22 protein-coding genes are annotated in these 26,462 nt (G+C 73.7%); 18 read left to right on the forward strand and 4 right to left on the reverse strand.

Translation table 11 applies throughout. From position 1 onward, the window contains the following. Window positions 1-12: 12 nt before the first annotated feature. Window positions 13-1,074: an App1 family protein gene (locus EDF38_RS06100; protein ID WP_123354431.1), complete on the reverse strand. Its 1,062-nt coding sequence runs from the start codon at window positions 1,072-1,074 to the stop codon at window positions 13-15. Between the two features lie 4 nt (window positions 1,075-1,078). Beyond that, window positions 1,079-1,807, reverse strand: coding sequence for an SOS response-associated peptidase (locus tag EDF38_RS06105; RefSeq protein WP_158613320.1), 729 nt, complete (start codon window positions 1,805-1,807; stop codon window positions 1,079-1,081). 172 nt (window positions 1,808-1,979) lie between these two features. On the opposite strand from EDF38_RS06105, the gene EDF38_RS06110 reads away from it, so the two are divergent. From EDF38_RS06110 to cydC, 9 genes are all read left to right on the forward strand, one after another. Continuing rightward, the gene (locus tag EDF38_RS06110; protein ID WP_233572278.1) at window positions 1,980-2,627 is read left to right on the forward strand and encodes a TetR/AcrR family transcriptional regulator; all 648 of its coding nucleotides are present in this window, start codon (window positions 1,980-1,982) and stop codon (window positions 2,625-2,627) included. 110 nt (window positions 2,628-2,737) lie between these two features. Continuing rightward, entirely contained in the window at window positions 2,738-3,625 is an 888-nt protein-coding gene (locus tag EDF38_RS06115; RefSeq protein WP_123354433.1) for an ABC transporter ATP-binding protein, read from the forward strand. Further along, complete coding sequence (locus EDF38_RS06120) at window positions 3,622-4,308, forward strand: ABC transporter permease (RefSeq protein ID WP_123354434.1); 687 nt, start codon at window positions 3,622-3,624, stop codon at window positions 4,306-4,308. Before EDF38_RS06115 ends, EDF38_RS06120 begins: the two co-directional genes overlap by 4 nt. Further along, window positions 4,305-5,045, forward strand: coding sequence for an ABC transporter permease (locus EDF38_RS06125; RefSeq protein ID WP_123354435.1), 741 nt, complete (start codon window positions 4,305-4,307; stop codon window positions 5,043-5,045). The genes EDF38_RS06120 and EDF38_RS06125 overlap by 4 nt, the downstream gene beginning before the upstream one ends. Next, the gene (locus EDF38_RS06130; protein ID WP_370275564.1) at window positions 5,042-5,977 is read left to right on the forward strand and encodes a glycine betaine ABC transporter substrate-binding protein; all 936 of its coding nucleotides are present in this window, start codon (window positions 5,042-5,044) and stop codon (window positions 5,975-5,977) included. The genes EDF38_RS06125 and EDF38_RS06130 overlap by 4 nt, the downstream gene beginning before the upstream one ends. 289 nt (window positions 5,978-6,266) lie before the next feature. Beyond that, window positions 6,267-7,679 (forward strand): cytochrome ubiquinol oxidase subunit I, encoded by a 1,413-nt coding sequence (locus EDF38_RS06135; protein ID WP_123354437.1) that lies wholly within the window; start codon window positions 6,267-6,269, stop codon window positions 7,677-7,679. Between the two features lie 18 nt (window positions 7,680-7,697). Then, window positions 7,698-8,699: a cytochrome d ubiquinol oxidase subunit II gene (gene cydB / locus EDF38_RS06140; protein WP_123354438.1), complete on the forward strand. Its 1,002-nt coding sequence runs from the start codon at window positions 7,698-7,700 to the stop codon at window positions 8,697-8,699. Between the two features lie 13 nt (window positions 8,700-8,712). Further along, window positions 8,713-10,476, forward strand: coding sequence for a thiol reductant ABC exporter subunit CydD (gene cydD, locus EDF38_RS06145; protein ID WP_123354439.1), 1,764 nt, complete (start codon window positions 8,713-8,715; stop codon window positions 10,474-10,476). Then, window positions 10,473-12,221: a thiol reductant ABC exporter subunit CydC gene (gene cydC / locus EDF38_RS06150; protein WP_123354440.1), complete on the forward strand. Its 1,749-nt coding sequence runs from the start codon at window positions 10,473-10,475 to the stop codon at window positions 12,219-12,221. The genes cydD and cydC overlap by 4 nt, the downstream gene beginning before the upstream one ends. On the opposite strand, the gene EDF38_RS06155 is transcribed toward cydC, so the two are convergent. Continuing rightward, window positions 12,218-13,033 (reverse strand): aminotransferase class IV, encoded by an 816-nt coding sequence (locus tag EDF38_RS06155; protein ID WP_123354441.1) that lies wholly within the window; start codon window positions 13,031-13,033, stop codon window positions 12,218-12,220. The genes cydC and EDF38_RS06155 overlap by 4 nt on opposite strands. 11 nt (window positions 13,034-13,044) lie before the next feature. Here EDF38_RS06155 and EDF38_RS06160 point away from each other — a divergent pair, with 11 nt between their 5' ends. From EDF38_RS06160 to holA, 5 genes are all read left to right on the forward strand, one after another. After that, the gene (locus tag EDF38_RS06160; RefSeq protein ID WP_123354442.1) at window positions 13,045-14,445 is read left to right on the forward strand and encodes an anthranilate synthase component I family protein; all 1,401 of its coding nucleotides are present in this window, start codon (window positions 13,045-13,047) and stop codon (window positions 14,443-14,445) included. 102 nt (window positions 14,446-14,547) lie between these two features. Then, window positions 14,548-17,178 carry a leucine--tRNA ligase gene (gene leuS / locus EDF38_RS06165; RefSeq protein WP_123354443.1) on the forward strand — a complete coding sequence of 877 codons (2,631 nt, stop codon included), beginning with the start codon at window positions 14,548-14,550 and terminating at the stop codon, window positions 17,176-17,178. Between the two features lie 93 nt (window positions 17,179-17,271). Continuing rightward, the gene (locus EDF38_RS06170) at window positions 17,272-18,000 is read left to right on the forward strand and encodes a ComEA family DNA-binding protein (RefSeq protein WP_123354444.1); all 729 of its coding nucleotides are present in this window, start codon (window positions 17,272-17,274) and stop codon (window positions 17,998-18,000) included. Further along, window positions 17,997-20,537: a ComEC/Rec2 family competence protein gene (locus tag EDF38_RS06175; protein WP_123354445.1), complete on the forward strand. Its 2,541-nt coding sequence runs from the start codon at window positions 17,997-17,999 to the stop codon at window positions 20,535-20,537. Before EDF38_RS06170 ends, EDF38_RS06175 begins: the two co-directional genes overlap by 4 nt. Continuing rightward, window positions 20,438-21,472: a DNA polymerase III subunit delta gene (gene holA / locus EDF38_RS06180; RefSeq protein ID WP_123354446.1), complete on the forward strand. Its 1,035-nt coding sequence runs from the start codon at window positions 20,438-20,440 to the stop codon at window positions 21,470-21,472. Before EDF38_RS06175 ends, holA begins: the two co-directional genes overlap by 100 nt. Window positions 21,473-21,554: 82 nt before the next feature. On the opposite strand, the gene rpsT is transcribed toward holA, so the two are convergent. Continuing rightward, entirely contained in the window at window positions 21,555-21,815 is a 261-nt protein-coding gene (gene rpsT, locus EDF38_RS06185; RefSeq protein WP_123354447.1) for a 30S ribosomal protein S20, read from the reverse strand. Window positions 21,816-22,097: 282 nt separating this feature from the next. On the opposite strand from rpsT, the gene EDF38_RS06190 reads away from it, so the two are divergent. The 4 genes from EDF38_RS06190 (at window position 22,098) to EDF38_RS06205 (ending at window position 26,460) form a co-directional block, all read left to right on the forward strand. Continuing rightward, window positions 22,098-23,285 (forward strand): pyridoxal phosphate-dependent aminotransferase, encoded by a 1,188-nt coding sequence (locus EDF38_RS06190; RefSeq protein WP_123354448.1) that lies wholly within the window; start codon window positions 22,098-22,100, stop codon window positions 23,283-23,285. A gap of 65 nt (window positions 23,286-23,350) precedes the next feature. Next, on the forward strand, window positions 23,351-23,704 hold the full coding sequence (locus EDF38_RS06195; protein WP_123354449.1) for a DUF4190 domain-containing protein: 354 nt from the start codon (window positions 23,351-23,353) through the stop codon (window positions 23,702-23,704). A 112-nt stretch (window positions 23,705-23,816) separates the two neighbouring features. Further along, window positions 23,817-25,667, forward strand: coding sequence for a translation elongation factor 4 (lepA, locus tag EDF38_RS06200; protein WP_123354450.1), 1,851 nt, complete (start codon window positions 23,817-23,819; stop codon window positions 25,665-25,667). 4 nt (window positions 25,668-25,671) lie between these two features. Then, on the forward strand, window positions 25,672-26,460 hold the full coding sequence (locus tag EDF38_RS06205) for a DUF1990 family protein (RefSeq protein ID WP_123354451.1): 789 nt from the start codon (window positions 25,672-25,674) through the stop codon (window positions 26,458-26,460). The last annotated feature ends 2 nt before the right edge of the window (window positions 26,461-26,462 follow it).

Raw genomic sequence — 26,462 nt, forward strand, 5'->3', positions numbered from 1 at the left:
GAAATCCCTGCATCAGAGGTCGCGCTCCGCGTCGACCGGCACCGCTCCCGACCAGCGCAGCTGGTCCCACAGGCCCGCTCCGTCGGGGGCGGAGACCCACGCCACGTCGCTGCCCTCGGCGTGCTCGGCCCGCGAGCGCCCGCCCGCCAGCACGGCCTCGCTGGGGGACAGCTGCCGGATCGCGACCGCCGCCACGTTCTCGCGGTGGTCACGGAGGAACCGACCGTACAGCTCCTCGTCGTGCTGGCCGTCGTCGCCCACCAGCAGCCAGCGCATCCGCGGGAACTCCTCCGCCAGGCGGTCGAGCGAGGTCTGCTTGTGCAGCCGCCCGCTGCGGAACCAGCGGTCGTGCGTCGGGCCCCAGTCGGTGAGCAGCAGCGGGCCGCTCGGGTACAGGTTGCGCGAGAGGAAGCGCGACAGCGTCGGCGCCACGTTCCAGGCGCCGGTCGACAGGTACACGACCGGGCACGCGCTCGCCGCGGAGTGCAGGCGCTCGTACATGACGGCCATGCCGGGCACGGGCCGGCGGGCGTGCTCGTTCAGGACGAACGTGTTCCACGCGGCGAGGAACGGGCGGGGCAGGGAGGTGACCATGACGGTGTCGTCGATGTCCGACACGATGCCGAACCGCGCCTCCGGGTCGATGACGAGGAGGGGGGCGTCGACGGGCGGCGAGCCCTCGGTGCTCAGCGTGGCGACGTGCCACCCCGGCGACAGGTCGACGTCGATGCGCACGTCGAGCACGCCGCCCCGATCGGTGCTGACGCGGTGGGTGCGCCCGCCGATGGCGACCTCGACGACGGCGCCCTCGACCGGCACGCTGGTGAAGCTGCGCCAGCCGCGGACGTTGAGCCGGTCGGTGCCCTCCAGGCTGCCGGTGCGGGTGAGCAGCACGCGCGAGAGCACGCGCACCCAGCGCGTCGACCCGTAGCCGGTGTAGGGCACGATCGTCGGCAGGAGGCCCCGCTTGCGGGCGCGCTTCTCGCGGAAGCGGTGGATCTGGTTCTCGACGCGGGCGGCCCGGTGCAGCAGCGGCTCGACGGCGGCCGGGGGTGCCTTGCGGGTCTCGGGCATTCCGTCATCCTCCCACGGGGTCGACCAGGCCGGGGTGGTCCACCGACGCGTCGGCGACCTCGGGCGACACCTCGTGCACGAGCAGGCGCCCGGCGGGCTCGTCGACGAGCGACGCGACGCCCTCGAGGAGGTCGGCGTCGCCCTCGGTCTCGGGGTCGAGCCAGTCGTCCATCACGTCGGTGCCGACGAGCATCGGCATGCGCCCGGCGACCTCCGCCGCCGGACCCGAGGAGGCGCGGGTCAGCAGCGTCGTCGACAGCAGCCACCGCGACGGCGAGCCCACGGCCGCCCGAGGGTCGCGCCACCACTCGTAGAGCGCGCCGAGCAGCATGACCTCGTCGTCGGGCAGCCGCACGAGGACGGGGCGACGGCGGCCGTCGGGCAGCAGCTGCTGCTCGTACCAGCCCGTCGCCGGCACGAGTCCCCGCCGCGTCGCGACGGCCTCGGCGAAGGCCGGCTCGTCGGCCGCCGACTCGACCCGGGCCGTGGTCAGGGGCGGGCCGGCCGGGCCCTCCGAGGCGGCGGGCACGAGGCCCCACCGCGCCGACGCCAGACGGCGCACCGGGGGGCCGCCCGCGTCGTCGCCGCGGGGCGCCGCGTCGACGAGGAGCGACACGGCGTTCGTCGGGGCGATATTCCAGGAAGGGTCTGGGAGAGTGTCTCCTGATACATCAACGTCGAACAGGGCCACCAGGTCGCTGGAGGCGCGCGCCATCACGAATCGTCCGCACATGCGTCCATTCTCCCGGCAGCGACCGACAGCGGCCCACATCGGTCGACGGCGCCCCCAGCGGAGCGCCCGGCGCGGACGCGCCTCGACCGCGTCCGCGCCCGTCGCGCCGCGGCGGCCCCGACGTCCAGCACCGCGCCCGGCACCCGCCGCGGCACCGCACTTAGGAGGAACGTTGCTCGTCACCGACGTCAATGAAGCACTGCCCGGGGGATCGTCACTGCTCAGGAACGAGCCGGTCCAGGCTCGGAGCTCTGCGCGCCTCACGGGGCTGCTCGACGCCGCGGCGTCGATCATCGACGAGATCGGCTACGAGCGGCTCACCACCGCCATGGTCGCCGAGCGGGCCGGCGCCTCGATCGGCACCGTCTACCGCTACTTCCCCGACCGCATCGCCGTGGTCGACGCCCTGGCCCTCCGCTGCATGCAGCGGCTGACGGCCCGGGTCGTCGAAGCGGTCTCGCACGACGACGTCACCGACTGGCGCCAGGCGGTCGATCTCGTGGTGGACGCCAAGGTCGAGATGTACCGCACCGAGCCCGGCTTCCGGGCGATCCGCTTCGGCGACGTCCCCGACCTGGGCGCGCCTCAGCAGGCCCCGGTGTCGAGCCCGCTCGCCGACAGCGTCCTCCGGCTGCTCGTCGAGCGCTTCGACGTCGTGGCCGACGAGCGCACCGAGCTCGCCGTGCAGGTCGTCGTCGAGATCGGCAACGGGCTGCTCGCGCGCGCCTTCGTCGCCGGCGGCCGGGGCGACGAGCGCTTCGTGGAAGAGTGCCGCCGCGTCGTCACGAGCTACCTCGAACCGGTGCTCACGGTCGGCTAGCCGCCAGGCGACTCGACGCGTCACGCGACGTGACCCGTCGAGGGGAACTGTGGTTGGGTGAACCTCCTGGCAAGTGTCGATTCGTGCTGCCCACGAGGAATGAGCCACCCATGATCGAGTTCCGCTCGGTGTCCAAGCAGTACCCGGACGGCACTCGCGCCGTCGACGACTTCAGCCTGATCATCCCCTCCCGCAAGACCACGGTGTTCGTCGGGTCCAGCGGCTGCGGCAAGACCACCATCCTCCGCATGATCAACCGCATGGTCGACCCGAGCTCGGGGGTCATCGAGATCGACGGCAAGCCCATCGGCGACCTCGAGCCCGTCGCGCTCCGTCGCAGCATCGGCTACGTCATGCAGAACTCCGGCCTGCTGCCGCACCGCAAGGTCGTCGACAACATCGCGACCGTGCCGGTGCTGAAGGGCGTCGGCAAGAAGGAGGCGCGCGACCGGGCCCTCGAGCTCATGGACACCGTCGGACTCGACCGCTCCCTCGGCCAGCGCTACCCGAGCCAGCTCTCGGGCGGCCAGCAGCAGCGGGTCGGCGTAGCCCGCGGACTCGCCGTCGACCCGAACATCCTCCTCATGGACGAGCCCTTCGGCGCCGTCGACCCGCTCGTCCGCTCCGACCTGCAGCAGGAGCTGATCCGCCTCCAGCGCGAGCTCGACAAGACCGTCGTCTTCGTGACCCACGACATCGACGAGGCCTTCTACCTCGGCGACCAGGTCGTGATCCTCGAGAAGGGCGGCCGGATCGCCCAGCAGGGCAGCCCGGCCGAGATCCTCTCCGACCCCGCGAGCGACTTCGTCGCCGACTTCGTCGGCTCGAAGCGCGGCAAGCGTGCCCTCCACATCCAGCAGACCGCCACCGGCCAGGTCGTCGTCGACGACGACGGCCGGACCACGGGCGTGCTCACCGGGCCGGTCAGGGTCCCCGACGCAGAGGCCGGTGCCGTCGCGGCGCCGGGTGCCCCGGCGCAGGGTGGGCGAGCGTCGTGAACTGGGTCTGGTCGAACGCCGACTACATCTGGGACAAGACGCTGGTGCACCTCGGCCTCAGCGTGCCTCCGATCGTCCTCGCCTTCGTCATCTCGCTGCCCATCGGCTGGCTGGCCTACCGGTACGCCCCGATCCGCGGCGTCGTGCTCACCGTGGCCGGCCTGTTCTACGCCGTTCCGTCGTTCGCCCTGCTGGTCATCCTGCCGGGCATCATCGGCTACCCGATCCGCAGCGACACCAACATCATCGTCGGCCTGACGCTCTACGGCGTCGCGCTCATGGTGCGGTCGGTCGCCGACGGCCTCCAGTCGGTCGAGGCCGACGTGCGGCAGTCCGCGACGGCGATCGGCTACTCGCCGTGGCAGCGGTTCTGGCGGGTCGAGATCCCGCTCGCCGGCCCGGTGCTGCTGGCCGGCCTGCGCGTGGTCGTCGTCAGCACGGTCAGCCTCGTCACGGTAGGCGGCATCCTCGGCATCAACGGCCTCGGCCTGCTGTTCAACGACGGCTTCCAACGCGACATCCTCGCCGAGATCGTCGCCGGCATCGTCATCACCATCGCGATGGCCCTCGTGCTCGACGGCCTGCTCGTGCTGCTCGGGAGGGCCCTCATGCCGTGGACGACCACCCGTTCCGGACGACGCGCCGCCAAGGCGAGCACCCGAGAGGTGGTGGCCGCGCCGTGAACCTCTTCCTCGACGCCTTCGCCTGGATCGGCGACCCGGTCCACCTGACCGGCCCGGACGGCATCCCGACCCGCATCGGAGAGCACCTCGCCTACACGCTGGTCGCCGTCGTCATCGCCTCGGTCATCGCGATCCCGATCGGCTGGCTGATCGGCCACACGGGCAGAGGGCGCAGCTTCGCCGTCGCCGTCACCGGCGGCGCCCGCGCCCTGCCGACCGTGGGCCTCGTGTTCCTCCTCGCGCTGCTCCTCGGCATCGGCATCACCGCGCCGATGATCACCTTCGTCATCCTCGCCGTCCCCTCGGTGCTCGCCGGGGCCTACTCGGGCTTCGAGGCCGTCGACCGGGCGACGGTCGACGCCGCCCGCGCCGTCGGCATGACCGAGTGGCAGATCGTCACGCGCGTCGAGGCGCCCCTCGGCCTGCCGCTGCTCATCGGCGGCATCCGCTCGGCGACGCTCCAGGTCGTGGCCACCGCGACCATCGCCTCCGTCGTGGGGTCGGGCGGCCTCGGCATCTACCTCTTCCGCGGCCTGCGATCGAACGACTACACGCAGATGCTCGCCGGCTCGATCCTCGTGATCCTGCTCGCGGTGCTGCTCGAGATCGTCTTCTCGATCGCCCAGCGACTCGTCGTCCCCGCCGGCGTCACGGCCGGACGACCCACCGACACCCGCGTCACGACCAGACGGTCGTCCGCGGCGAAGGCAACATCCCTCCAGGAAGGAACACAGTGATCAACACAGCGAAGAAAGGCCGGCTCACCGTTCTCGGTGCAGTCGCGATCGGGGCCATGGTGGCCCTGGCAGGGTGCGCGTCGAGCGACCCGCTGAGCGACGGGGGAGACGACTCCTCGGCCGCCTCGTCCGACACGCTCGTCATCGGCTCGCAGCAGTACTACTCGAACGAGATCATCGCCGAGCTGTACGCCCAGGCCCTCGAGGACGGCGGCTACGACGTCCAGCGCGAGTACCAGATCGGCCAGCGGGAGGTCTACCTGCCCGAGCTCGAGTCGGGCGCGATCGACGTCTTCCCCGAGTACACCGGCAACCTCCTGCAGTTCTACGACAAGGAGTCCACGGCCAAGTCGCCGGAGGAGGTGCAGACCGCCCTCGAGGCAGCCCTGCCCGACGGCCTGACCGCCCTCGCCGCCTCCGAGGCGTCCGACCAGGACAGCTACAACGTGACCAAGGAGTTCTCGGAGTCGAACGGCATCACGAGCCTCGCCGACCTCAAGGACTACTCCGGCACGCTCGCCCTCGGCGCCCCGCCCGAGAACGCCGAGCGTCCCTACGGCCCTCCCGGGCTGAAGAGCGTCTACGGCGTCGACGTCACGTCGACCCCGATCGACGACGGCGGCGGACCGCTCACGGTCAAGGCCCTCGTCTCGGGCGACGTCCAGCTCGCCGACATCTACACGGCCAGCCCGCTCATCACCGAGAACGACCTCGTCACCCTCGACGACCCGGAGAACCTGATCCTGCCGCAGAACGTGGTGCCGATCGTCTCCGACAAGGTCGACGACGACGCCCAGGCGATCATCGACGCGGTCGACCAGGCCCTCACGCCGAGCGACCTGCAGGAGCTCAACTCGCGGAGCCAGACGGACAAGGAGTCGTCGGCGACCATCGCCAAGGACTACCTCACGTCGAAGGGGCTCATCGGCTGACCACCGGCCCGCCGCGTCCTCGCGGCAGCTCACGAGGGGTCCGACGCCACGGCATCGGGCCCCTCGTCCGTGTCCGGGGCCGGGCTCCCCGGTGGCGGCGGAGCAGGCGGTCGCGCAACGGGCCGCCGTCTTCCCAGGCAGTCGGCAGCCAGAGGGCAACAAAGCAACACGTGTCGTGAAAATGCCGACCTAGGCTGAGGGGCGTCACGACGGGGTGACGACGATCCGTCCCCCTCCTGGAAGAAGCCATCGTGCCGTCGACCACACCCCGCACACCGCGGAGCGCCGCGTGACCGAGCTGCTCGACCCGCTGCTGCTCTCACGCTGGCAGTTCGGTCTCACGACCATCTACCACTTCCTCTTCGTGCCGCTGACGATCGGCATGGCGTTCACGGTCGCGGTCTTCCAGACCGCCTGGGTGCGCACCGGTCGGGTCCACTACCTGCAGCTCACCCAGTTCTTCGGCAAGATCTTCCTCATCAACTTCGCGATGGGCGTCGTCACCGGCATCGTCCAGGAGTTCCAGTTCGGCATGAACTGGTCCGACTACTCCCGCTTCGTCGGCGACGTGTTCGGGGCGCCCCTCGCGCTCGAGGGCCTGCTGGCGTTCTTCCTCGAGGCGACCTTCATCGGCGTCTGGATCTTCGGCTGGGACAAGGTGCCCGCCAAGCTCCACCTCGCGAGCATCTGGGGCGCGACGGTCGGCAGCGTGCTCTCGGCCTACTTCATCATCGCGGCCAACGCCTTCATGCAGAACCCCGTCGGCTTCGAGATCGACGAGGAGAAGGGCCGTGCGCAGCTGACGGACATCATGGCCGTGCTGACGAACAAGGTCGCCCTCGCGGCCTTCCCGCACACCATCTTCGCCTGCCTCATGGTCTCGGCCGCCGTGATCGTCGCGGTCGCCTGCTGGCACCTCAGCCGCACCCAGCACCTCGAGACCATGCGGCCGGCCCTGCGCTTCGGGCTCGTGCTCATGGTCGTCTCCGGCGGCCTCACCTTCCTCACCGGCGACCAGCTCGGCCTCGCGATGGTCGAGACGCAGCCGACGAAGATGGCCGCGGCCGAGGCGCTCTACACGACGAGCACCGGCGCCGACGCCTCCTTCTCGGTCTTCACGCTGGGCACGCCCGACGGCGTCCACGAGCTCTTCAGCATCCGCGTGCCGTACCTCCTCTCGTTCCTGTCGACGCACACCCTCGACGGCACCGTCGAGGGGATCAACGACCTGCAGGCGCAGTACGTGCAGCTCTACGGCCCGGGCGACTACACCCCGATCATCTGGGTCACGTACTGGTCGTTCCGCTGGATGATGGGCCTCGGCATGGTGGCCGTGCTCGTCTCGACCGTCGGCCTCTGGCTGACCCGCGGCGGCCGCCTGCCCACGAGCCGCTGGGTCTGGCGGGCCGCGATCTGGACCTACCCGCTGCCCCTGCTCGCGATGATCGTCGGCTGGGTCTTCACCGAGATGGGCCGCCAGCCCTGGCTCGTCTTCGGCCTGCTGAAGACCGAGGACGGCGTCTCGCCGAGCGTCACCGGCCTCGAGGTGCTCATCTCGCTCGTGGCCTTCACCGTGATCTACGGATCCCTCGCCGTGGTCGAGTTCCGGCTCATCGTCGCGGCGGCCAAGAAGGGCCCCGCGGGCCCGCCCGAGACCGACGCCGAGACGGGCCTCGTCCGGCACGAGGCCACGGTCTACTGACGGAAGGCGTGCCCTGACATGGATCTGCCCACCCTCTGGTTCGCGGTCGTCGCGTTCTTCTTCGTCGGCTACTTCGTCCTCGACGGCTTCGACTTCGGCGTCGGCATGTCGCTGCCGTTCCTCGGCCGCGACGACACCGACCGCCGCGTGCTCATCAACACGATCGGGCCCGTCTGGGACCTCAACGAGACCTGGGTCATCGTCGCGGGCGCCGTGCTCTTCGCCGCCTTCCCCGAGTGGTACGCGACGATGTTCAGCGGCTTCTACCTCGTCCTGCTCGCGATCCTCCTCGCGCTCATCGCGCGCGGCGTCTCGTTCGAGTACCGCCACCAGCGTCCGGAGGCGCGGTGGAAGCGCCGCTTCGACCTCATGATCACCGTGGGCTCGGCCGTCCCCGCATTCCTCTGGGGCGTCGCCTTCGCCAACGTCGTGCACGGCGTGCCGCTCGACGCGAACCACGACTACGTGGGGACGACGGCCGACCTCTTCGGCCCCTACGCGCTGCTCGGCGGGCTGACGACGCTTCTGCTCTTCTTCACCCACGGCGTCGTGTTCGTCTCGCTCAAGACCGAGGGCGACATCCGCGAGCGGGCCCGGCGCCTCGCGGTCCGCTCGGGCGCGCTCACGATCGTCGTGGCGGCGAGCTTCCTGGCGGCGACCACGCTGGCGTCCGGCACGCCGGCCTCGGCGGCGCTGTCCGTCGGCGCCGCCGCGGCCCTCGTGGCCTCGTTCGTCGCGAACCTCCGAGGTCGCGAGGGCTTCGCCTTCGCCGCGATGGCGGCCACGATCGCCCTGGCCGTGGCGAGCCTCTTCGCCGCGCTGTTCCCGGGCGTCATGCCGGCCAGCAACGACCCCGCGAACAGCCTGACGATCGTGAACGCGTCGAGCTCGACCTACACGCTGACCGTGATGAGCTGGGTCGCCCTGGTCTTCGTGCCCCTGATCGTCGGCTACCAGGCGTTCACGTACTGGGTCTTCCGCAAGCGCGTGAGCCGGGCGTCCATCCCGGCCGCGCACTAAGGGAGGCGACCTCGTGGGACCGGTCGACCCGCGCCTCCTGCGGTACGCCTCCGCCGCGCGCGGGTTCCTCGTGCTGGGGGCGCTGCTCGGGCTCGTGCAGACGGCGGCCGTCGTCGGCGTCGCGTGGTCGGCGACGCAGGCCGTCGTCGCCGTCGTCGACGGGCGCGCGGCGGACGACCTCGGAGCCGCGCTCGTCGGGCTCGCCGTCGCGGTCGTCGTCCGCTCGGCGGCGTCGTGGGCGCTCGAGGCCGTCGCCGTCCGCACCTCGGCGGTCGTCAAGAGCCAGCTCCGCCGCCGGGTGCTGCGCGCCGTCGCCGGTCGGGGCGCCGACCGGGTGGCCCGCCACGGCTCGGCCCGGCTCGCCACGCTCGTCGGCCCCGGGCTCGACGCCCTCGACGCGTGGTTCGCGCGCTACCTGCCGCAGCTGCTGCTGACCGCCCTCGCCACGCCGCTCGTGGTCGTCGTGATGTGGCGGTCGGACTGGCTCTCGGCCGTGATCGTCGTCGTCACGCTGCCGCTGATCCCCGTGTTCATGGTGCTGATCGGCCTGTCGACGCGCGCCGCTCAGGACCGTCAGTGGGACCGCCTCCAGTCGCTCGCGTCGTCGTTCCTCGACGCCGTGGGCGGCCTGTCGACCCTCAAGGCGTTCGGGCGGGAGGGCCGGCAGGTCGCCCGCATCGGCCGCCTCACCGACGAGCACCGCGTCGAGACGATGCGGGTGCTGCGCGTCTCGTTCCTCAGCGGGTTCGCGCTCGAGCTGGCCGCCTCCCTGTCGGTCGCGCTCGTGGCGGTGTCGATCGGCGTCCGGCTGATCGACGGGTCGCTGCTGCTGCCGGTCGGGCTCTTCGTGCTGCTGCTCGCCCCCGAGGCGTACCTGCCGCTGCGCCAGGTCGGGGCCGCCTTCCACGCCGCCTCCGACGGGGTGGCCGCGGCCGACGGCGTGTTCGCGGTGCTCGACGACGACGCGGCGTCCGACGACGGGCGTCCCGGCGCGGGGGGCCCCCGACGAGGCGCGGTGCCGTCCGCCCCGACCGCCTCCGTCGCCGGGGCGCCCGCGTCCGTCGCCGCGGGGCCTGCGTCCGTCGCGGCCGACGACGTTCTCGTCGTCGACCGGGTCGCGGTCTCGCGGGACGGCGTGCCGGTCCTCGCGCCGATCTCGTTCCGGGCCCCGGTCGGGGAGGTGACGGCCCTCGTCGGGCCGAGCGGCGCCGGCAAGACGACCGTGCTCGCCGCGGTCCGCGGCGCGGTGGCCTCCTCGGGCCGTGTCGCCTGGCGCGACGCGGGCCGGGCCCCGGTGCTCGGCGACGTCGCGTGGTCGGGGCAGGCACCCGGCCTCGTCGCGGGCACGGTGGCCGAGAACGTCGCGCTCGGCGACGTCGTCGACGCGGGCGCGGTCGGCGCGGCCCTCGGGCTCGCGGGAGCGCCCGAGCTCGACCCGGGCACGTCGCTCGGGGCGTCGGGCAGCGGGCTCTCGGGCGGCCAGGCGCAGCGGGTCGCGCTGGCCCGGGCGCTGTACCGGGCCGAGCGGCGCGGGGCTCGCCTCCTGCTCGTCGACGAGCCGTCGTCGGCCCTCGACCCGGTGACCGAGGCGGCGCTCGTCGCCGGGCTGCGCGAGGTCGCCGCGCGCGGCGTCGCGGTCGTCGTCGTGACGCACCGGGCGGCCGTGCGCGACGCCGCCGACCGGGTCGTCGTCGTCGAGCCCGCGTCGTCGGGCGTCACCGACGTCACCGGTGCCGCCTCCGTCGCAGCGGCCTCCGCCCCGGGAGGCGTCCGATGAGCCGCACCCTGCTCCGGACGGCGCAGCCCTCGGCCCGTCGGTCGGCGCCCGGCCTCGCCGCGGGGACCCTCGGCGCCCTGAGCGCCGTCCTGCTGCTCGGCGCGTCGGCGTACCTCGTCGCCCGTGCGGCCGAGCAGCCGCCCATCCTGTACCTCACCATGGTCATGGTCGGCGTGCGCGCCGCGGCCCTCGCCCGCGCGGCCTCCCGCTACCTCGAGCGGACGTGGAGCCACGACGCGTCGTTCCGACAGCTCGCGGTCGTCCGCACGGAGCTCTACCGCCGCCTCACGCGCGTCGCGCCGGCCGGGCTCGGCCGCACCGACCGCGGAGACCTCCTCTCCCGCCTCGTCAGCGACGTCGACGCCCTGCAGGACCTCCCGCTGCGGGTCACCCAGCCGCTCGTGGCCGCGGGCGTGGCGGCCGTCGCGTCGGTCGCGGGCGTGGCGCTCGTGTCGCCGGCGGCCGCGGGGGTGCTCGCGGCGGGCCTGCTGGTCGCGATGGTCGGCGGGGGAGCGCTGGCCGACCTCCTCGCCCGGCGCGGCGAACGCGCCCTCGCCGACCGGCGCGGCCGGCTCTCGGGCGCGGTGCTCGACACCGTGGCCTCGCTCGACGTGCTCGTCGCGTTCGAGGCGCTCGACGGGCAGCTCGAACGGGTCTCGCGGCTCGACGACGACGTCCGCCGCACCGAGCGCCGGACCGCGACGACGGCCGGCCTCGTCGCCGCCGCGGTGTCGCTCGTCTCCGGCGCGACCGTGCTCGTGACGGTGCTCGTCGCGGCGCCGGGGGTCGAGCTCGGCTCGCTGAGCGGCCCGCAGTTCGCCCTCGTCGCCCTCCTGCCGATCGCCGTGCTCGAGGTCGTCGGCGCCGTGCCGACGGCGGTCGTCGCGGGGAGGCGCGTGCGGGCCAGCGGGGACCGCGTCGAGCAGGTCGTCCCGGCCGTCGCGCCGGAGGGCGTCGTCGTCGACGAGCTCGAGGAGGAGGGGGAGGGCGGGGGCCGCGACGACCGTGCCGAGGGCTGCGAGACCGAGGCCGCGCCTCCGGCCGTCGTCGCCCCGGGCGAGGTCGTCCTCCGCCTGGAGGGAGTCTCCGCCCGCTGGCCGGGCGCCGTCGTGGACGCCCTCCGCGACGTCGACCTCGAGGTGCGGTCGGGCGACCGGGTCGTCGTGGAGGGGCCGAGCGGGGCCGGCAAGAGCACGCTCGCGTCGGTGCTGGTGCGGTTCCTGGACCACCGTGCTGGTCGCTACGAGGTCGGGGGAGTCGACGACTCGCGCCTCACGTCGGCCGCCGTACGACGCGCCGTGGGGCTCATCGAGCAGGCGCCGTACCTGTTCGACGAGTCGATCCGGCAGAACCTGCTCTTCGCCCGCGACACCGCGTCCGACGCCGATCTCGAGGCCGTGCTCGAGCGCGTCGGGCTCGGCGCGTGGGTCGCCGGGCGTGGCGGCCTCGACGCGCGCGTCGGCGAGCGCGGCGCCCTCGTCTCGGGCGGTCAGGCACAGCGCCTCTCGCTCGCGCGGGCGCTGCTGCGGGGCTTCCCCGTGCTCGTGCTCGACGAGCCCACGGCGGGGCTCGACGCCGACCTGGCCGAGCGGCTCGTCGCCGACGTCCTGACCGCGGCCCGCGAGGACGGCACGACCGTCGTGCTCGTCTCGCACGTGGCCGTGCCGGCCGACCTCGTCACCCGGCGGCTGCGCGTCGAGGACGGCCGCGTGGTCGAGGCGACCGGGGGGCTCGGAACGGCCTAGGCGGGCGGGGCGGGCAGGGGCCGGCGGAGGGCGTCGAGCCGTCGCTGCCAGGTCGCCCGCCGCCCGGGCTGCTCGGCCGTGGTGGGCCCGTCGACCCACGACGTCGCGATGCGGACGCCGTGCAGGGCGCTGAGCGACCAGATCTCGAAGCCGTCGAGCGAGGCCGGCGTGGCCCGCTCGTGCAGGACGTCGACGCCGAGCACGGCGGCGAGCGTGAGCACGGTCCGGGCGGTGACGCCGGGGAGGCGGGGGAGGTCCTCCGCGGGCATGCAGAGGGCGTCGCCTCGCCACCAGAGCACCGAGCTCCAGGCCCCCTCGACCACGAGGCCGTCGGCGTCGACGATGACGGCCTCGTCCGCGCCGAGGGGGGCGACCGAGCGGCGCAGCCCGCCCAGCGCCTCCAGGTCGGGGCCCTTGACGAGCGGGCGCGTGCGCGGGTCGTGGTCGGCGGTCGCGAGCACGACCGAGCGGTGCTGCTCGGGGGCGGGCCGGAGCGCCAGGCGGAGCTCGGGCCCGCCCGCGGTCCCGGCCCGGAGCTCGACGCGCGGGAACCACTCGCCCTCCCGAGGCAGGGCCTCCACCGCGGCGTCCCAGAACGCGGCGACGTCGAGCCCGGGGTCGTCGTCGTCGGCGTCGCCGACCGAGCCGACGAACCGGTCGCGGTGCACGTCGAGCGCGCGCACCGTGCCGTCGACGACGAGCCACGAGTCGGCCACGAGCAGGGCACCGGCCCCGGCCTCCCCGGCCGGCTCGAGCACGCCGCCGCGCCAGGCGAGCTCGACGGGGCGCGGGGGGCTGCTCTCGGGGCTCATACACTCAGGCTATGCGCCCCGAGGTCGTCCGCCGTGCCCTCCCGTGGCGCGACCCCGAGGCCGTCGTGGCCGCCCTCGCCGCGTCGGGCGACGTCGTCTGGACCGACGCGGGCGTCGACGCCGCGGCGGGCCGCTCGCTCGTGCTCTGGGGCCCCGCCGCCACGGCGTCGGCCCACGACGGCGACCTGGGCGGGCTCTGGGCGCTCGTCCGCGACGACCTCGACGAGCCGCGCCCCGGCACCGACCCGCTCGGCTGGGCCGGCTGGCTCGGCTACGAGTTCGGCACGTGGCTGCTCGACCGCGACGGGACCGTGGGGCCGGGGCGGGGGAGCCCGCCGCCCCTGGGCGCGACCGGCGCGCCCGACGCGTCCGCGCCTCCCGACCTCGCCCTCCTCCGCGCCGACCGCGCCCTCGCGTTCGACCACGGCCGCGGCACCGTCGAGGCGGTCGCGCTCGGGCACGACGACTGGCCGGCCGAGGTCGCCGCGACCTGGGACTCGATCGAGCCCCTCGACCCGCCCGGACCGCCGGAGGCGCCCCCCGGCCCCGACGCCGTGCACCGACGGCACTCCGACGCCGAGTACCTCGCGCTCGTCGAGCGGTGTCGCGCGGCCATCGCGGCGGGCGACGCCTACGTGCTGTGCCTGACGACGTCGGTGCGGGTCGACGCCCCCGTGGACGCGTTCGCCGCGTACCGACGCCTGCGTCGGGCGTCGCCCGCGCCGCACGCGTCGTTCGTCCGGATCGGCGGGACGGCGGTCGTCGGGGCGTCGCCCGAGTCCTTCCTCGAGGTCGGGGCCGACGGGCGCGTCTCCTCCTCGCCGATCAAGGGCACGCGGCCCCGCGCGGCCGAACCCGCCGTCGACGCCCGCCTCGCCCGCGAGCTCGGCGAGAGCGAGAAGGAGCGCGCCGAGAACGTCATGATCGTCGACCTCGTCCGCAACGACCTGGCGCGCGTCGCCGAGGTGGGCAGCGTCGTCGTCACCGAGCTGCTCGAGGTGCACGGCTACCGGCAGGTGCACCAGCTCGTCAGCACGGTCGAGGCCCGCCTGGCGCCGGGGCTGCGGGCCGTCGACGCCGTCGAGGCGGCCTTCCCGGCCGGGTCGATGACGGGGGCGCCGAAGCGCGCGGCGGTCGGCCTGCTCGCGAGGTGGGAGGGGGCGCGGCGGGGCGTCTACTCGGGGGCCGTCGGCCGGCTCGGGCTCGACGGCGGCGCGTCGCTCGCCATGGCGATCCGGTCGGTCGTCGTGCACAACGTGGGCCTCGACGGGGTCGGGTCGTCCGCCACCGTCGGGGTGGGCGGGGGCGTCACCTCGTCGTCGGTGCCCCGCGACGAGCTCGCGGAGGCCGGGTGGAAGGCGGCCGCCCTGCTGCGGGTGCTCGGAGCGTCGCCGGGCCGCGCCTCCTGGTGACCTCGGGGCGGTGCCGGGCAGGGCCGGTCGTTCGCTACCCTGGACGACGGGTCGCCCTGCGCCGCACCTCGTCGTGCCCTCGGCCGGTCCCGTCCCCCTGTGATGAATGAGAGTCCCGTGGCACACGAGCACGACACTTCCCCGGCCGCCGAGCAGGCGCCGAACCCCGAGCACGCCGGGCGCGACGCCGCCGAGCGCGAGTACGACGTCGCGCGCCTGCAGCGCAAGTGGCAGCAGGTGTGGGAGGAGAAGAAGCCCTTCGCCGTCGACCCCGACGACAAGCGGCCGCGGAAGTACGTCCTCGACATGTTCCCGTACCCGTCGGGGGACCTGCACATGGGCCACGCCGAGGGCTACGCGCTCGGCGACGTCATCGCGCGCTACTGGCGCCAGCAGGGCTTCAACGTGCTGCACCCGATCGGCTGGGACAGCTTCGGCCTGCCCGCCGAGAACGCCGCGATCAAGCGCGGCGTCGACCCCCGCGAGTGGACCTACGCGAACATCGAGCAGCAGAAGCAGAGCATGAAGCTCTACGCGCCCTCGTTCGACTGGGACCGCGTGCTGCACACGAGCGACCCCGAGTACTACAAGTGGAACCAGTGGCTGTTCCTCAAGATGTACGAGAAGGGCCTCGCCTACCGCAAGGACAGCTGGGTCAACTGGGACCCGGTCGACCAGACCGTCCTCGCGAACGAGCAGGTGCTCGCCGACGGCACGTCCGAGCGCTCGGGCGCCGTCGTCGTCAAGAAGAAGCTGACGCAGTGGTACTTCGCGATCACCGAGTACGCCGACCGCCTGCTCGACGACCTCAACCAGCTCGAGGGTCGCTGGCCGACCAAGGTGCTGAACATGCAGCGCAACTGGATCGGCCGGTCGGTCGGCGCCGACGTGCACTTCGAGATCGAGGGCCGCGACGAGCGCGTCACGGTCTTCACGACGCGCCCCGACACCCTCTACGGCGCGACCTTCATGGTCGTCGCCCCCGACAGCGACCTCGCCGCCGAGCTGGTGGCCGAGGCGACCGACGACGTGCGCGAGGCCTTCGCCGACTACCTCGTGCAGGTGCAGAAGTCGACCGAGATCGAGCGCCAGACGGCCGACCGGCCGAAGACCGGCGTGCCGCTCGGCCGCGTCGCGGTCAACCCGCTGACCGGGGCGCCGATGCCCGTCTGGGCCGCCGACTACGTGCTGGCCGACTACGGCCACGGCGCCGTCATGGCCGTGCCGGCCCACGACCAGCGCGACCTCGACTTCGCCCGGAAGTTCGACCTGCCGGTGCGCGTCGTGGTCGACACCAACGCGCCCGTGACGGGCGTCATCCCCAAGCTCGAGCTCGACGAGGGCGGCCAGGCGATCCTGCCGGAGGACCTGCCCGAGCTCGACCCTGCGAAGACCGGCGTCGCGCTGACCGGCGAGGGCCGCCTGATGAACAGCGGCCCGTTGACCGGGCTGAGCAAGTCGAACGCCATCAAGCGCGTCGTCGAGCTGCTCGAGGAGAAGGGCGCCGGCAAGGCGGCGAAGACGTACCGCCTGCGCGACTGGCTCATCTCCCGCCAGCGGTTCTGGGGCACGCCGATCCCGATCGTGCACGCCGCCGACGGCACCGAGGTGCCCGTGCCCGAGAGCGAGCTGCCGGTGCTCCTGCCGCCGACCGAGGGCCTCGACCTCAAGCCCAAGGGCAGCTCGCCGCTCGGTGCGGCCACCGACTGGGTCACCGTGCCGAACCCGCTCGACGGCACGCCCGCGAAGCGCGACGCCGACACGATGGACACGTTCGTCGACAGCTCGTGGTACTTCCTGCGCTTCCTCAGCCCGGGCGACTCCGAGAAGGCCTTCGACCCGGCCGTCGTCAACCGCTGGGCGCCGGTCGACCAGTACGTCGGAGGCGTCGAGCACGCGATCCTCCACCTGCTCTACGCGCGCTTCATCACGAAGGTGCTCTTCGACCTCGGCTACCTCGACTTCACCGAGCCCTTCAGCGCCCTGCTCAACCAGGGCATGGTGCTGCAGGACGGCGCCAAGATGAGCAAGAGCAAGGGCAACCTCGTCACCCTGTCGGAGGAGGTCGACCGCCACGGCGTCGACGCGATCCGGCTGACGATGGCCTTCGCGGGCCCGCCCGAGGACGACATCGACTGGGCCGACGTCTCGCCGGCCGGCTCGGCGAAGTTCCTGGCGCGCGCGTTCCGGCTGGCGACCGACGTCGACAGCGCGACCGACGTCGTCTGGGCCGAGGGCGACCAGGCCCTCCGCCGCCAGACGCACCGGTTCCTCGCCGAGGCGCCCGGCCTGACCGAGGCGTTCAAGTTCAACGTCGTCGTCGCCCGGCTCATGGAGCTCGTCAACGCCGTCCGCAAGACGATCGACAGCGGGGCCGGCGCCGCCGACCCGGCCGTCCGCGAGGCGACGGAGACCGTGGCCCTGGCCCTGTCGCTCTTCGCGCCCTACACGGCGTCGGAGATGTGGGAGAAGCTCGGCTACGACGGCGTCGGCGTCGCCACGCACGGCTGGCGGAAGGCCGACTCGACGCTGCTCGTCGAGACGAGCGTCACGGCCGTCGTCCAGGTCAACGGCAAGGTGCGCGACCGGCTCGAGGTCTCGCCCAAGATCAGCCCGGACGAGCTCGAGGCCCTCGCGCGCGCCTCGGCGGCCGTGCAGCGCGCCGTCGGCGAGAAGGAGGTCGTGAACGTCATCGTCCGCGCCCCTCGCCTCGTCAACATCGCGGTGAAGTAGCCGGTCCTCCCCGGCAGACGACGGCCGCCCTGGTCTCCCCAGGGCGGCCGTCGTCGTCCGTGGCCGTCCGCCCGACGCGCCTACCGTCTCGGCATGGTCGTCTCCTTCCGTGCCGCGCCCGACCCCGCGGCGCCTCGCGGGCCCCGCTGGCGCGTCGGCCTCGGCGCGGTCGTGGTGCTCGTGCTGGCCCTGCTCGCCGTCACGGTGGCCGTCTCGGCGGTCGCCGGCGGTGGAGGCGCGGGCGAGACCGCGATCACCTCGCCGCCCGGCCCGGTCGCGTCCGGCACCGCGGGGCCCGGGGCTTCGGCCGCCCCCGGCGCGGCCGGCGGCGCGGCAGGCGCCGCGTCCGCCGGGCCGGTGTTCGTGCACGTCTACGGACAGGTCGCACGGCCGGGTCTCTACGAGCTGCCCGCCGGCTCGCGGGTCGTCGACGTGGTCGCGGCCGCCGGAGGGTTCACGCCCGAAGCGGAGCAGGCGGCGGTCAACCTCGCCCGTCCGGTCGTCGACGGCGAACAGCTCGGGGTGCCGGCGGTGGGAGAGATCGGGCCGGGTGCGTCGGGGGCCGGGGGCGCTCTCGGCGCCGCGGGCAGCGGGGGCGTACCCGGCACGTCGGGCGGTGCCGGGGCCGGCGGTCTCGTCGACCTGAACCGCGCCGACGACGCGACCCTGCAGACCTTGCCGGGCGTCGGGCCCGCGACCGCCGCGGCGATCCTCGAGTGGCGCGCGGCGAACGGGTCGTTCCGCTCGGTCGACGACCTCCTCGGGGTGCCCGGCATCGGCGAGAAGACGCTCGAGAAGCTCCGGGCCCTGGTGACGGTGTGAGGCCGCCCGCCGCGATCGACGTCCGTCTCGCCGTGCCCGTCGCGGTGGGCTGGCTGGCCCTCGTGCTCGCCCTGCCCGAGCCGGCCGCCCTCGGCCGGACGGCCCTCGTCGCCGGTGTCGTCGCCGTCGCCGCGCTGGGCGGCGGTGCCGTCCTCGCCCGCCGACGAGGCACGACGCGGCCGTCGAGCGCGTCGGCGCCCGTGGCCGCCGCCGCCGTGGTCGGGCTCACCGCGGCCGTCGTGGCCCTGCTCACGGCCGGTGCCGCGGCCCGGCACGACGCCCGGTGGCCGCCCGAGCTCGCTGCGCTCGAGGGCCGCGTCGCCGTCGTCACGGGCACGGCGTCCGAGCGCATGACGGGCGGCACGACCGCGGCAGAGCTGGTCCTCGAGGAGGCGCGGGTCGGCGACGACCTGGTCTGGCAGGGCTCCTCCACGATGCTGCTGCTCGGGCCCCGGCCGGCCGACGGCCGCGTGGTCGAGATCGACCAGCACCTCACGGCCCGGGTCTCGGTGCTGCCGGTCGACCACGGGGCGGACGTCGCCTTCGTCGGGGCGGTGAGGGGCGAGGTCGAGCCGGGCGCGCCTCCGGAGGGCCTCGCGGAGGCGGCGAACGCCGTGCGCGGCTCGTTCCGCGAGGTGACCGCGACGCTGCCGGGCGACGGGGGAGCCCTGCTGCCCGGGCTCACGCTGGGCGACACGACCGCGGTGCCCGACGACCTGCGCGAGGCCATGGCCACGGCCAGCCTGACGCACCTGACGGCCGTGTCGGGCTCGAACTGCGCCGTGCTCGTGGCGCTCACCATGATCGTCGGCGGCCTGCTGCGGGTGCCGCGGCTCGCACGGCTCGGCGCGGCCGTCGGCGTGCTGCTCGCCTTCCTCGTGCTGGTGACGCCCGACGCGAGCATCCTCCGGGCGACCGTGATGGCCCTCGTCGTCCTGGCGCACCTCGGCGCCGCCCGACCGGTGTCCGGGCTGCCGGTGGTGGCGGTCGCCGTGCTCGGGCTGCTCGTGGCCGACCCGTGGCTCGCGCGCGACGTCGGCTTCGCGTTGTCGGTGCTCGCGACGACCGGGCTCGTCGTGCTCGCCGGGCCCCTGGCGACGCTCCTCGGGCGCGTGCTGCCCGCGCCCCTCGCGCTGGTGCTCGCCGTGCCCGTCGCGGCGCAGCTCGCCTGCCAGCCCGTCCTGCTCCTGCTCGAGCCCAGCATCCCCGTGCACGGCGTCACGGCCAACGTCCTCGCCGAGCCGGCCGCGCCGCTCGCCACCGTCGGCGGGCTCGTCGTCTGCGCGACGGCCGGGTGGGCGCCGGGGGTCGCCCTGGCGGTCGCCCGGGTCGCCTGGGTCCCGGCGACCTGGGTCGGGGCAGTCGCCCGGTCCGTCGAGACCTGGCCGCTCGCACGTCTGCCCTGGCCCGACGCCCCGGCCGCCGCGGCGGCTCTCGTGCTCGTCACGGCCGTGGCGGCGGGCGCGGTCCTCGGCACGCGCGGCGGGCGTGCCCGGGCGGTGCTCGGCGCGACCTCGGGCCTTCTGGTGCTGACGCTCCTCGCGGTCGTCGCCGGGGCGCGGACGGGCGAGCGCGCCGCGGTGCCCGACGGGTGGACCGTCGCTCAGTGCGACGTCGGCCAGGGCGACGCCGTGCTCGTGCGGAGCGCCGGGGCGACGGCGCTCGTCGACGTCGGGGACGACGCCGAGGCCCTCGCCGGGTGCCTCCGGCGCTTCGCCGTCCCGCACGTCGACCTCCTGGTGCTGACGCACTTCGACGCCGATCACGTCGGGGCCGTCGACGTGGTGGCCGCCGACGTCGACCGCGTGGTCGTCGGGCCGGTGGGGCGCCCCGCCGACGCCGACGTCGTGGAGCGCCTCCGCCGGGCGGGAGCGAAGGTGCTGGAGGCCTCCGCGGGCGTCGGCGGCGTGCTGGGCGACCTCTCGTGGACGGCGCTCTGGCCGCCCCCCGCCTCGGACCGCGGCGCGGCGGTCGAGCCCGGCAACGACGCGAGCGTGGTGACGGCCTGGCAGCCGCGGGTCGGGTGCGCGACGGGCTGCGTGTCGCTCCTCGACCTCGGCGACCTCGGCGAGGCCGCCCAACGGCGACTGCTGGCCGCGGGCGGCGTCCCGACCGGCGTGGACGTCGTCAAGGTGTCCCACCACGGCTCGGCCGACCAGCTCGACGCTCTCTACGAGGCCGCCCGCCCCCGCGTCGGCCTCGTCGGCGTCGGCGCCGACAACACGTACGGCCACCCGACCGAGGACGCCCTGGGGCTGCTCGACGGGCTCGGCACGGAGGTGGTGCGCACCGACCACGACGGCGACGCGGCCGTGCGGCTCGACGACGAGGGGATGCACGTCTGGCGCGAGCGCCTGCCCGCGGCCGCCGGAGCGTCGGCGGCCTCGGCTACCCTGGTCCCGGCCGCTCTCCGGGCGGCCGCACCCGGAGGAGGACCATGGCGGCGCGCGCGACCGGCAAGACGGCCAAGAAGGCGACCGTCAGCATCGACCAGGTCGCCTGGCACCAGATCCGCCCCGCCCCCGTCGTGCTCGTGAGCGGCCCCGAGCAGTTCCTCGCCGACCGGGCCGTCCGTCAGCTCCGCGACCAGCTCGCGGCGGAAGACCCGAGCATCGAGGTGAACGACCTCGACGCGGGCCAGTACCAGCCCGGCGAACTCGTCAGCCTCGCGAGCCCCTCGCTCTTCGCCGAGCCGCGGCTCATCCGCGTCGCGTCGGTGGAGAAGTGCACCGACGCGTTCCTCTCCGAGACCCTGCGCTACCTCGAGTCGCCGGCCGACGACACCTACGTCGTCCTCCGGCACGGCGGGGGAGTGCGCGGCAAGAAGCTCCTCGACGCCCTGCGTTCCGGCACGGGCGGCGGCATCGAGGTCGTCTGTGCCGAGCTCAAGAAAGACACCGAGAAGTACGACTTCGCCGCCGCCGAGTTCTCGGCCGAGCGGCGCCGCGTCACGAGCGGTGCCCTGCGCGCCCTCGTCACGGCCTTCAACGACGACCTCGCCGAGCTGGCCAGCGCCTGCCAGCAGCTCATCTCCGACGCCGCGGAGGAGGTGACCGAGGTCACCGTCGAGAAGTACTACTCGGGCCGCGTCGAGACGAACGCCTTCAAGGTCGCCGACATGGCCATCGCCGGCCGCCAGGGCGAGGCCCTCGTGCTGCTGCGGCACGCCCTCTCGACCGGGGCCGACCCGGTGCCCGTGGTCGCCGCCTTCGCCGTGAAGGTGCGCACGATGGCGAAGGTGCAGGGGGCGTACGGCCCCGCGGCGCAGCTCGCCTCGCGCTTCGGCATGGCGCCGTGGCAGGTCGAGCGTGCGCAGCGCGACGTGCGCGGCTGGAGCGAGGAGGGACTCGGGCGGTGCATCGAGCTGCTCGCCGAGACCGACGCGGCCGTCAAGGGCGCCGAGCGCGACGCGGTCTACGCCCTCGAGCGCATGGTCACCGCCGTCGCGACCCGCGGCCAGCTCGCCCGCTGACCGCACGACGAAGGCCCCGTCTCCGAGGAGACGGGGCCTTCGTCGACGGCCGGGCCGAGGCCCGAGCCGAGGGGGTCGGTGCCTAGAGGGCGCCGACCTGCTTCGCGATGGCCGACTTGCGGTTCGCGGCCTGGTTCTTGTGGATGACGCCCTTGCTGGCGGCCTTGTCGAGCTTCTTCGAGGCGAGGGCCAGCGACGTGGTCGCCTTGTCCTTGTCGCCGGAGACGACGGCCTCGCGGGCGGCGCGGATCGCGGTCTTGAGCTCGCTCTTGACGGCCTTGTTGCGGTCCTGGGCCTTCTTGTTGGTGCCGATGCGCTTGATCTGCGACTTGATGTTTGCCACGTTCGCTACTTTCTGGGTTCTCTGTCTGGACGATTGTGTGCCCGACCGCTCGGCACCCGGGGGTGCGTCAGGTCGTCTCGGCACTGCGCCAGCCGACAGGACGACTCTCGTCGACCCGGACTGCCGCCGGTGCTGCCACCGGAGCGGCTCTTCGGCTGGGTTCGCGATCCGCCACTGCAGACGTCCCGCGCAAGCCAACAGGCAACGTTACCAGGCGAGGCTCCCATCCTCAACGATCCGAGCCTCCCCGGGGCGGCGTGTCGTGCGTAGTACCGTGCCGTCATGCCCTCGCTCGCCCCGCACATCGCCTCCGTGCCCGCCTCCGGCATCCGCCGCGTCTTCGAGATCGCGGCCCGGCTCGAGGACGTCGCCATGCTCGTGATCGGCGAGCCCGACGTGCCGGTGCCCCACCACGTCGCCGAGGCCGCGCGCCAGGCCTGGTCGGACGACCTCACGAACTACACGCCCAACGGGGGCATCCCGGCCCTCCGCCAGGCGATCGTCGAGAAGCTGGCACGGGAGAACGACGTCCACGTCGACGTCGAGCGCGTCTGGGTGACGGTGGGCGCGACGCAGGCCCTGCACCAGACGATGGGGCTCCTCCTCGGCGCCGGCGACGAGGTGCTCGTGCCCGACCCCGGCTACACGACCTTCTCCATGAACGCGCGCATGCTCGACGCGGTGCCCGTCACCTACACGCTGTCGCCGCGGCGGGCGTTCCGTCCCGACCTCGCCGAGCTCGAGCGCCTCGTCGGGCCGCGCACCCGGGCGATCATCGTCAACTCGCCGTCGAACCCCCTCGGCACGGTCTGGCCGCGGGAGGTGCTGCAGGAGGTGCTCGACTTCGCCGCCCGCCACGACCTCTGGGTCATCAGCGACGAGGTCTACGAGTACTTCACCTACGGCACCCCGCACGTGAGCATCGCCTCCCTCGACGTCGACGACCGCGTCTTCAGCGTCTTCTCGCTGAGCAAGACCTACGCCATGACGGGCGTCCGCGTCGGCTACCTCGTCACGCCCCCGGGCCTGTCCGACACGATGCGCACGGTGCAGGAGGCCGCGATCAGCTGCGTCGCCGAGCCCGACCAGCACGCCGCCCTCGCCGCGATCACGGGCGACCACGGGCCGGTGTCGGAGGCCCGCGAGCACTACCGCACGAACCTGCGGCTGGCCACGCGCCTCCTCGACGAGCGGGGCATCGGGTACCTCGACCCCGAGGGCGCCTTCTACCTCTGGATCGACGTCTCTCACGCCTCCCAGGGCGACGTCGCGGGCTGGGCCGAGGCGCTCCTCCTCGAGCACCGCGTCGCGGTCGCGCCGGGCAGCGCCTTCGGCCGCGCCGGCGAGGGCTGGATCCGCATCTGCCTCGCGGCGGCGCCCGAGGTGCTGACGCGGGGGCTGGGCGCGCTGCCCGCGCCGGGCGACGTGACCGCGCCGCCGCCCCGCGCCTCCGTCGTGTCGTCCGACTGACCCCCCGGCAGATGCGGGGGGCAGCCCCCTTCAGGAGGCGCGGTGCCGGTTCCTAGGCTCGGTCCATGACCACTCACCAGACCTCCGCCACCGCTCCCGCCGACCCGTACGCCGCCTCCGCGCCGTACGGAAGCCCGACCCCGTCGGCCGTCCCGGCCCGCGAGTCGAGCCCCCTCAGCCTGGCCAGCCTCGTCGTCGGGCTCGTCTCCGTCGCCGCCGGGTTCACCCTCGTCGTCCCGATCGTCGGGCTCGTCCTCGGCGTCATGGGGCGTCGACGCGAACCGGCCGGGCGCACCCTGTCGACGGTCGGCATCGTCGCGAACGCCGTCATGCTCGTCGGCTCGGCCCTCGTGCTGCTCGCCGGGCTGGCGTTCGCGGTGCCGTTCGGCGTCGCGGGGCTGCTCGGGCACTGGAGCTGAGGTCGGGGCGGGGGGCCGACGTCGGGCCGGGCGGCAGCGCCGACCCGGCCCTGCCTCGGCCCCGGGCGTGGGAGAATGGCCGCACCCCCGCCCGTCACCCCCAGAGGACCGTGTGAGCCCCCTAGCCTCCCGAGCACTCGAGCCCGCCGCCACCGCGCCCGAGCAGCTCCGCAATTTCTGCATCATCGCGCACATCGACCACGGCAAGTCGACGCTCGCCGACCGCATGCTCGGCATCACGGGCGTCGTCGAGAGCCGGGCCATGCGGGCGCAGTACCTCGACCGCATGGACATCGAGCGCGAGCGCGGCATCACGATCAAGAGCCAGGCGGTCCGCATGCCGTGGGAGCGCGACGGCAAGACCTTCGCGCTCAACATGATCGACACCCCCGGGCACGTCGACTTCAGCTACGAGGTCTCCCGCTCGCTCGCCGCCTGCGAGGGCGCGATCCTGCTCGTCGACGCCGCGCAGGGCATCGAGGCGCAGACCCTCGCGAACCTCTACCTCGCCCTCGAGAACGACCTCGAGATCATCCCGGTGCTCAACAAGATCGACCTGCCGGCCGCCGACCCCGACAAGTACGCGGCCGAGCTCGCGGGCCTGATCGGCGGCGACCCGGCCGACGTCCTCCGCGTCAGCGGCAAGACCGGCATGGGCGTCGAAGAGCTGCTCGACCGCGTCGTCGACCGCATCCCGTCGCCGGTGGGCGACGTCGGGGCGGCCCCGCGCGCGATGATCTTCGACTCGGTCTACGACAGCTACCGCGGCGTCGTCACGTACATCCGCATGATCGACGGCACGCTGCACCCCCGCGAGAAGGTCCAGATGATGTCGACGAAGTCGACGCACGAGATCCTCGAGATCGGCGTCTCCTCGCCCGAGCCGGTGCCGAGCAAGGGCCTGTCGGTCGGCGAGGTGGGCTACCTCATCACCGGCGTGAAGGACGTCCGCCAGTCGAAGGTCGGCGACACCGTCACCACCGCGGCGAAGCCCGCGACCGAGGCCCTGCCGGGCTACACCGAGCCGCTGCCGATGGTCTACTCGGGCCTCTACCCGATCGACGGCAGCGACTACCCCGACCTCCGCGAGGCGCTCGACAAGCTCAAGCTCTCCGACGCGGCGCTCGTCTACGAGCCCGAGACGTCGGTCGCCCTGGGCTTCGGCTTCCGCTGCGGCTTCCTGGGGCTGCTGCACCTCGAGATCATCACCGAGCGCCTCGAGCGCGAGTTCGGCCTCGACCTCATCACGACGGCGCCGAGCGTCGTCTACGAGGTCACGACCGACGACAAGAAGACCGTCACGGTCACCAACCCGAGCGAGTTCCCCGGCGGCAAGATCGCCAGCGTGAGCGAGCCCATGGTCAAGGCGGCGATCCTCGCCCCGAAGGACTACGTCGGCGTCATCATGGAGCTCTGCCAGCAGCGCCGCGGCAACCTCCTCGGCATGGACTACCTCGGCGAGGACCGCGTCGAGATCCGCTACGCGATGCCGCTCGGAGAGATCGTCTTCGACTTCTTCGACAGCCTCAAGTCGAAGACCGCCGGCTACGCGAGCCTCGACTACGAGCCCGTCGGCGACCAGGAGGCCGACCTGGTCAAGGTCGACATCCTGCTCCAGGGCGAGCAGGTCGACGCGTTCAGCGCCATCGTGCACCGCGACAAGGCGTACGCGTACGGCGTGCTCATGACCGGGCGCCTCCGCGAGCTCATCCCGCGTCAGCAGTTCGAGGTGCCCATCCAGGCCGCCATCGGCGCCCGCATCATCGCCCGCGAGAGCATCCGCGCCATGCGCAAGGACGTCCTCGCCAAGTGCTACGGCGGCGACATCAGCCGCAAGCGCAAGCTGCTCGAGAAGCAGAAGGAGGGCAAGAAGCGCATGAAGACCATCGGTCGCGTCGAGGTCCCCCAGGAGGCGTTCATCGCCGCGCTGTCGGGCGACGTCGAGAAGAAGGACAAGAAGTAGCCCCATGCGCCGCTCCACGCACCGAGAGACCCGCACCAGCTACGGCGAGGTCGGCGCCACCCAGGCCCCCGACCTGATGCAGTACCCGCCGGCCGGCTTCACGCCGGCCGAGTACCGCACCCGGGTGGGGCACGGCGACGCGCGGTTCGAGGCGGCCTGGATCGCCACCATGACCTGGCAGATCCAGGAGCGCAGCGGCATCTCCGTCCGTGTCGACGACGTGCCGCCCGCCGGCGAGAGCGACTACCGGCCGGTGACGTTCGACGAGTCGGGCGAGCCCGTCGACGCGGCGCACTGGGACGCCCGGCCCGACGAGTCGCGCTACGCGCCCGACGGGACGGCCTTCCTCACGGCCGGCACCACGGCGACCCTCACGATGGAGGCGTACGGCCGTCGCGTCGAGGCGCCGGTCCGCGTCGTCTACGTCATCGACGAGCCGAAGCGGAAGGGCTTCGCCTACGGCACGCTCGACGGCCACCCCGTCAGCGGCGAGGAGAGCTGGGTCGTCGACCAGACCGAGGACGGCTCGGTGTGGCTCACGATCCGCGTCTTCTCGAAGCCCAGCAGCGCCAAGTGGCGCCTGGTCGCGCCGATGATGAAGCGGATGCAGACCCAGTACACGAAGCGCTACCTCCGGGCGCTGAGCCTCAACGAGACGCCCGGCGCCGACACGGCCGAGGAGGCCGGGGCGGACGAGGTCGACCTCGACGCCGCCGCGTCGGCGGCGGCCGACGACGAGGAGTCGCGGCGGCACGGACCGGACGAGGTCCGCGACGTGCGACCGGAGCACTGACG

Origin of the sequence: Frigoribacterium sp. PhB160 (assembly GCF_003751785.1) — a bacterium.
Lineage (GTDB): Bacteria > Actinomycetota > Actinomycetes > Actinomycetales > Microbacteriaceae > Frigoribacterium.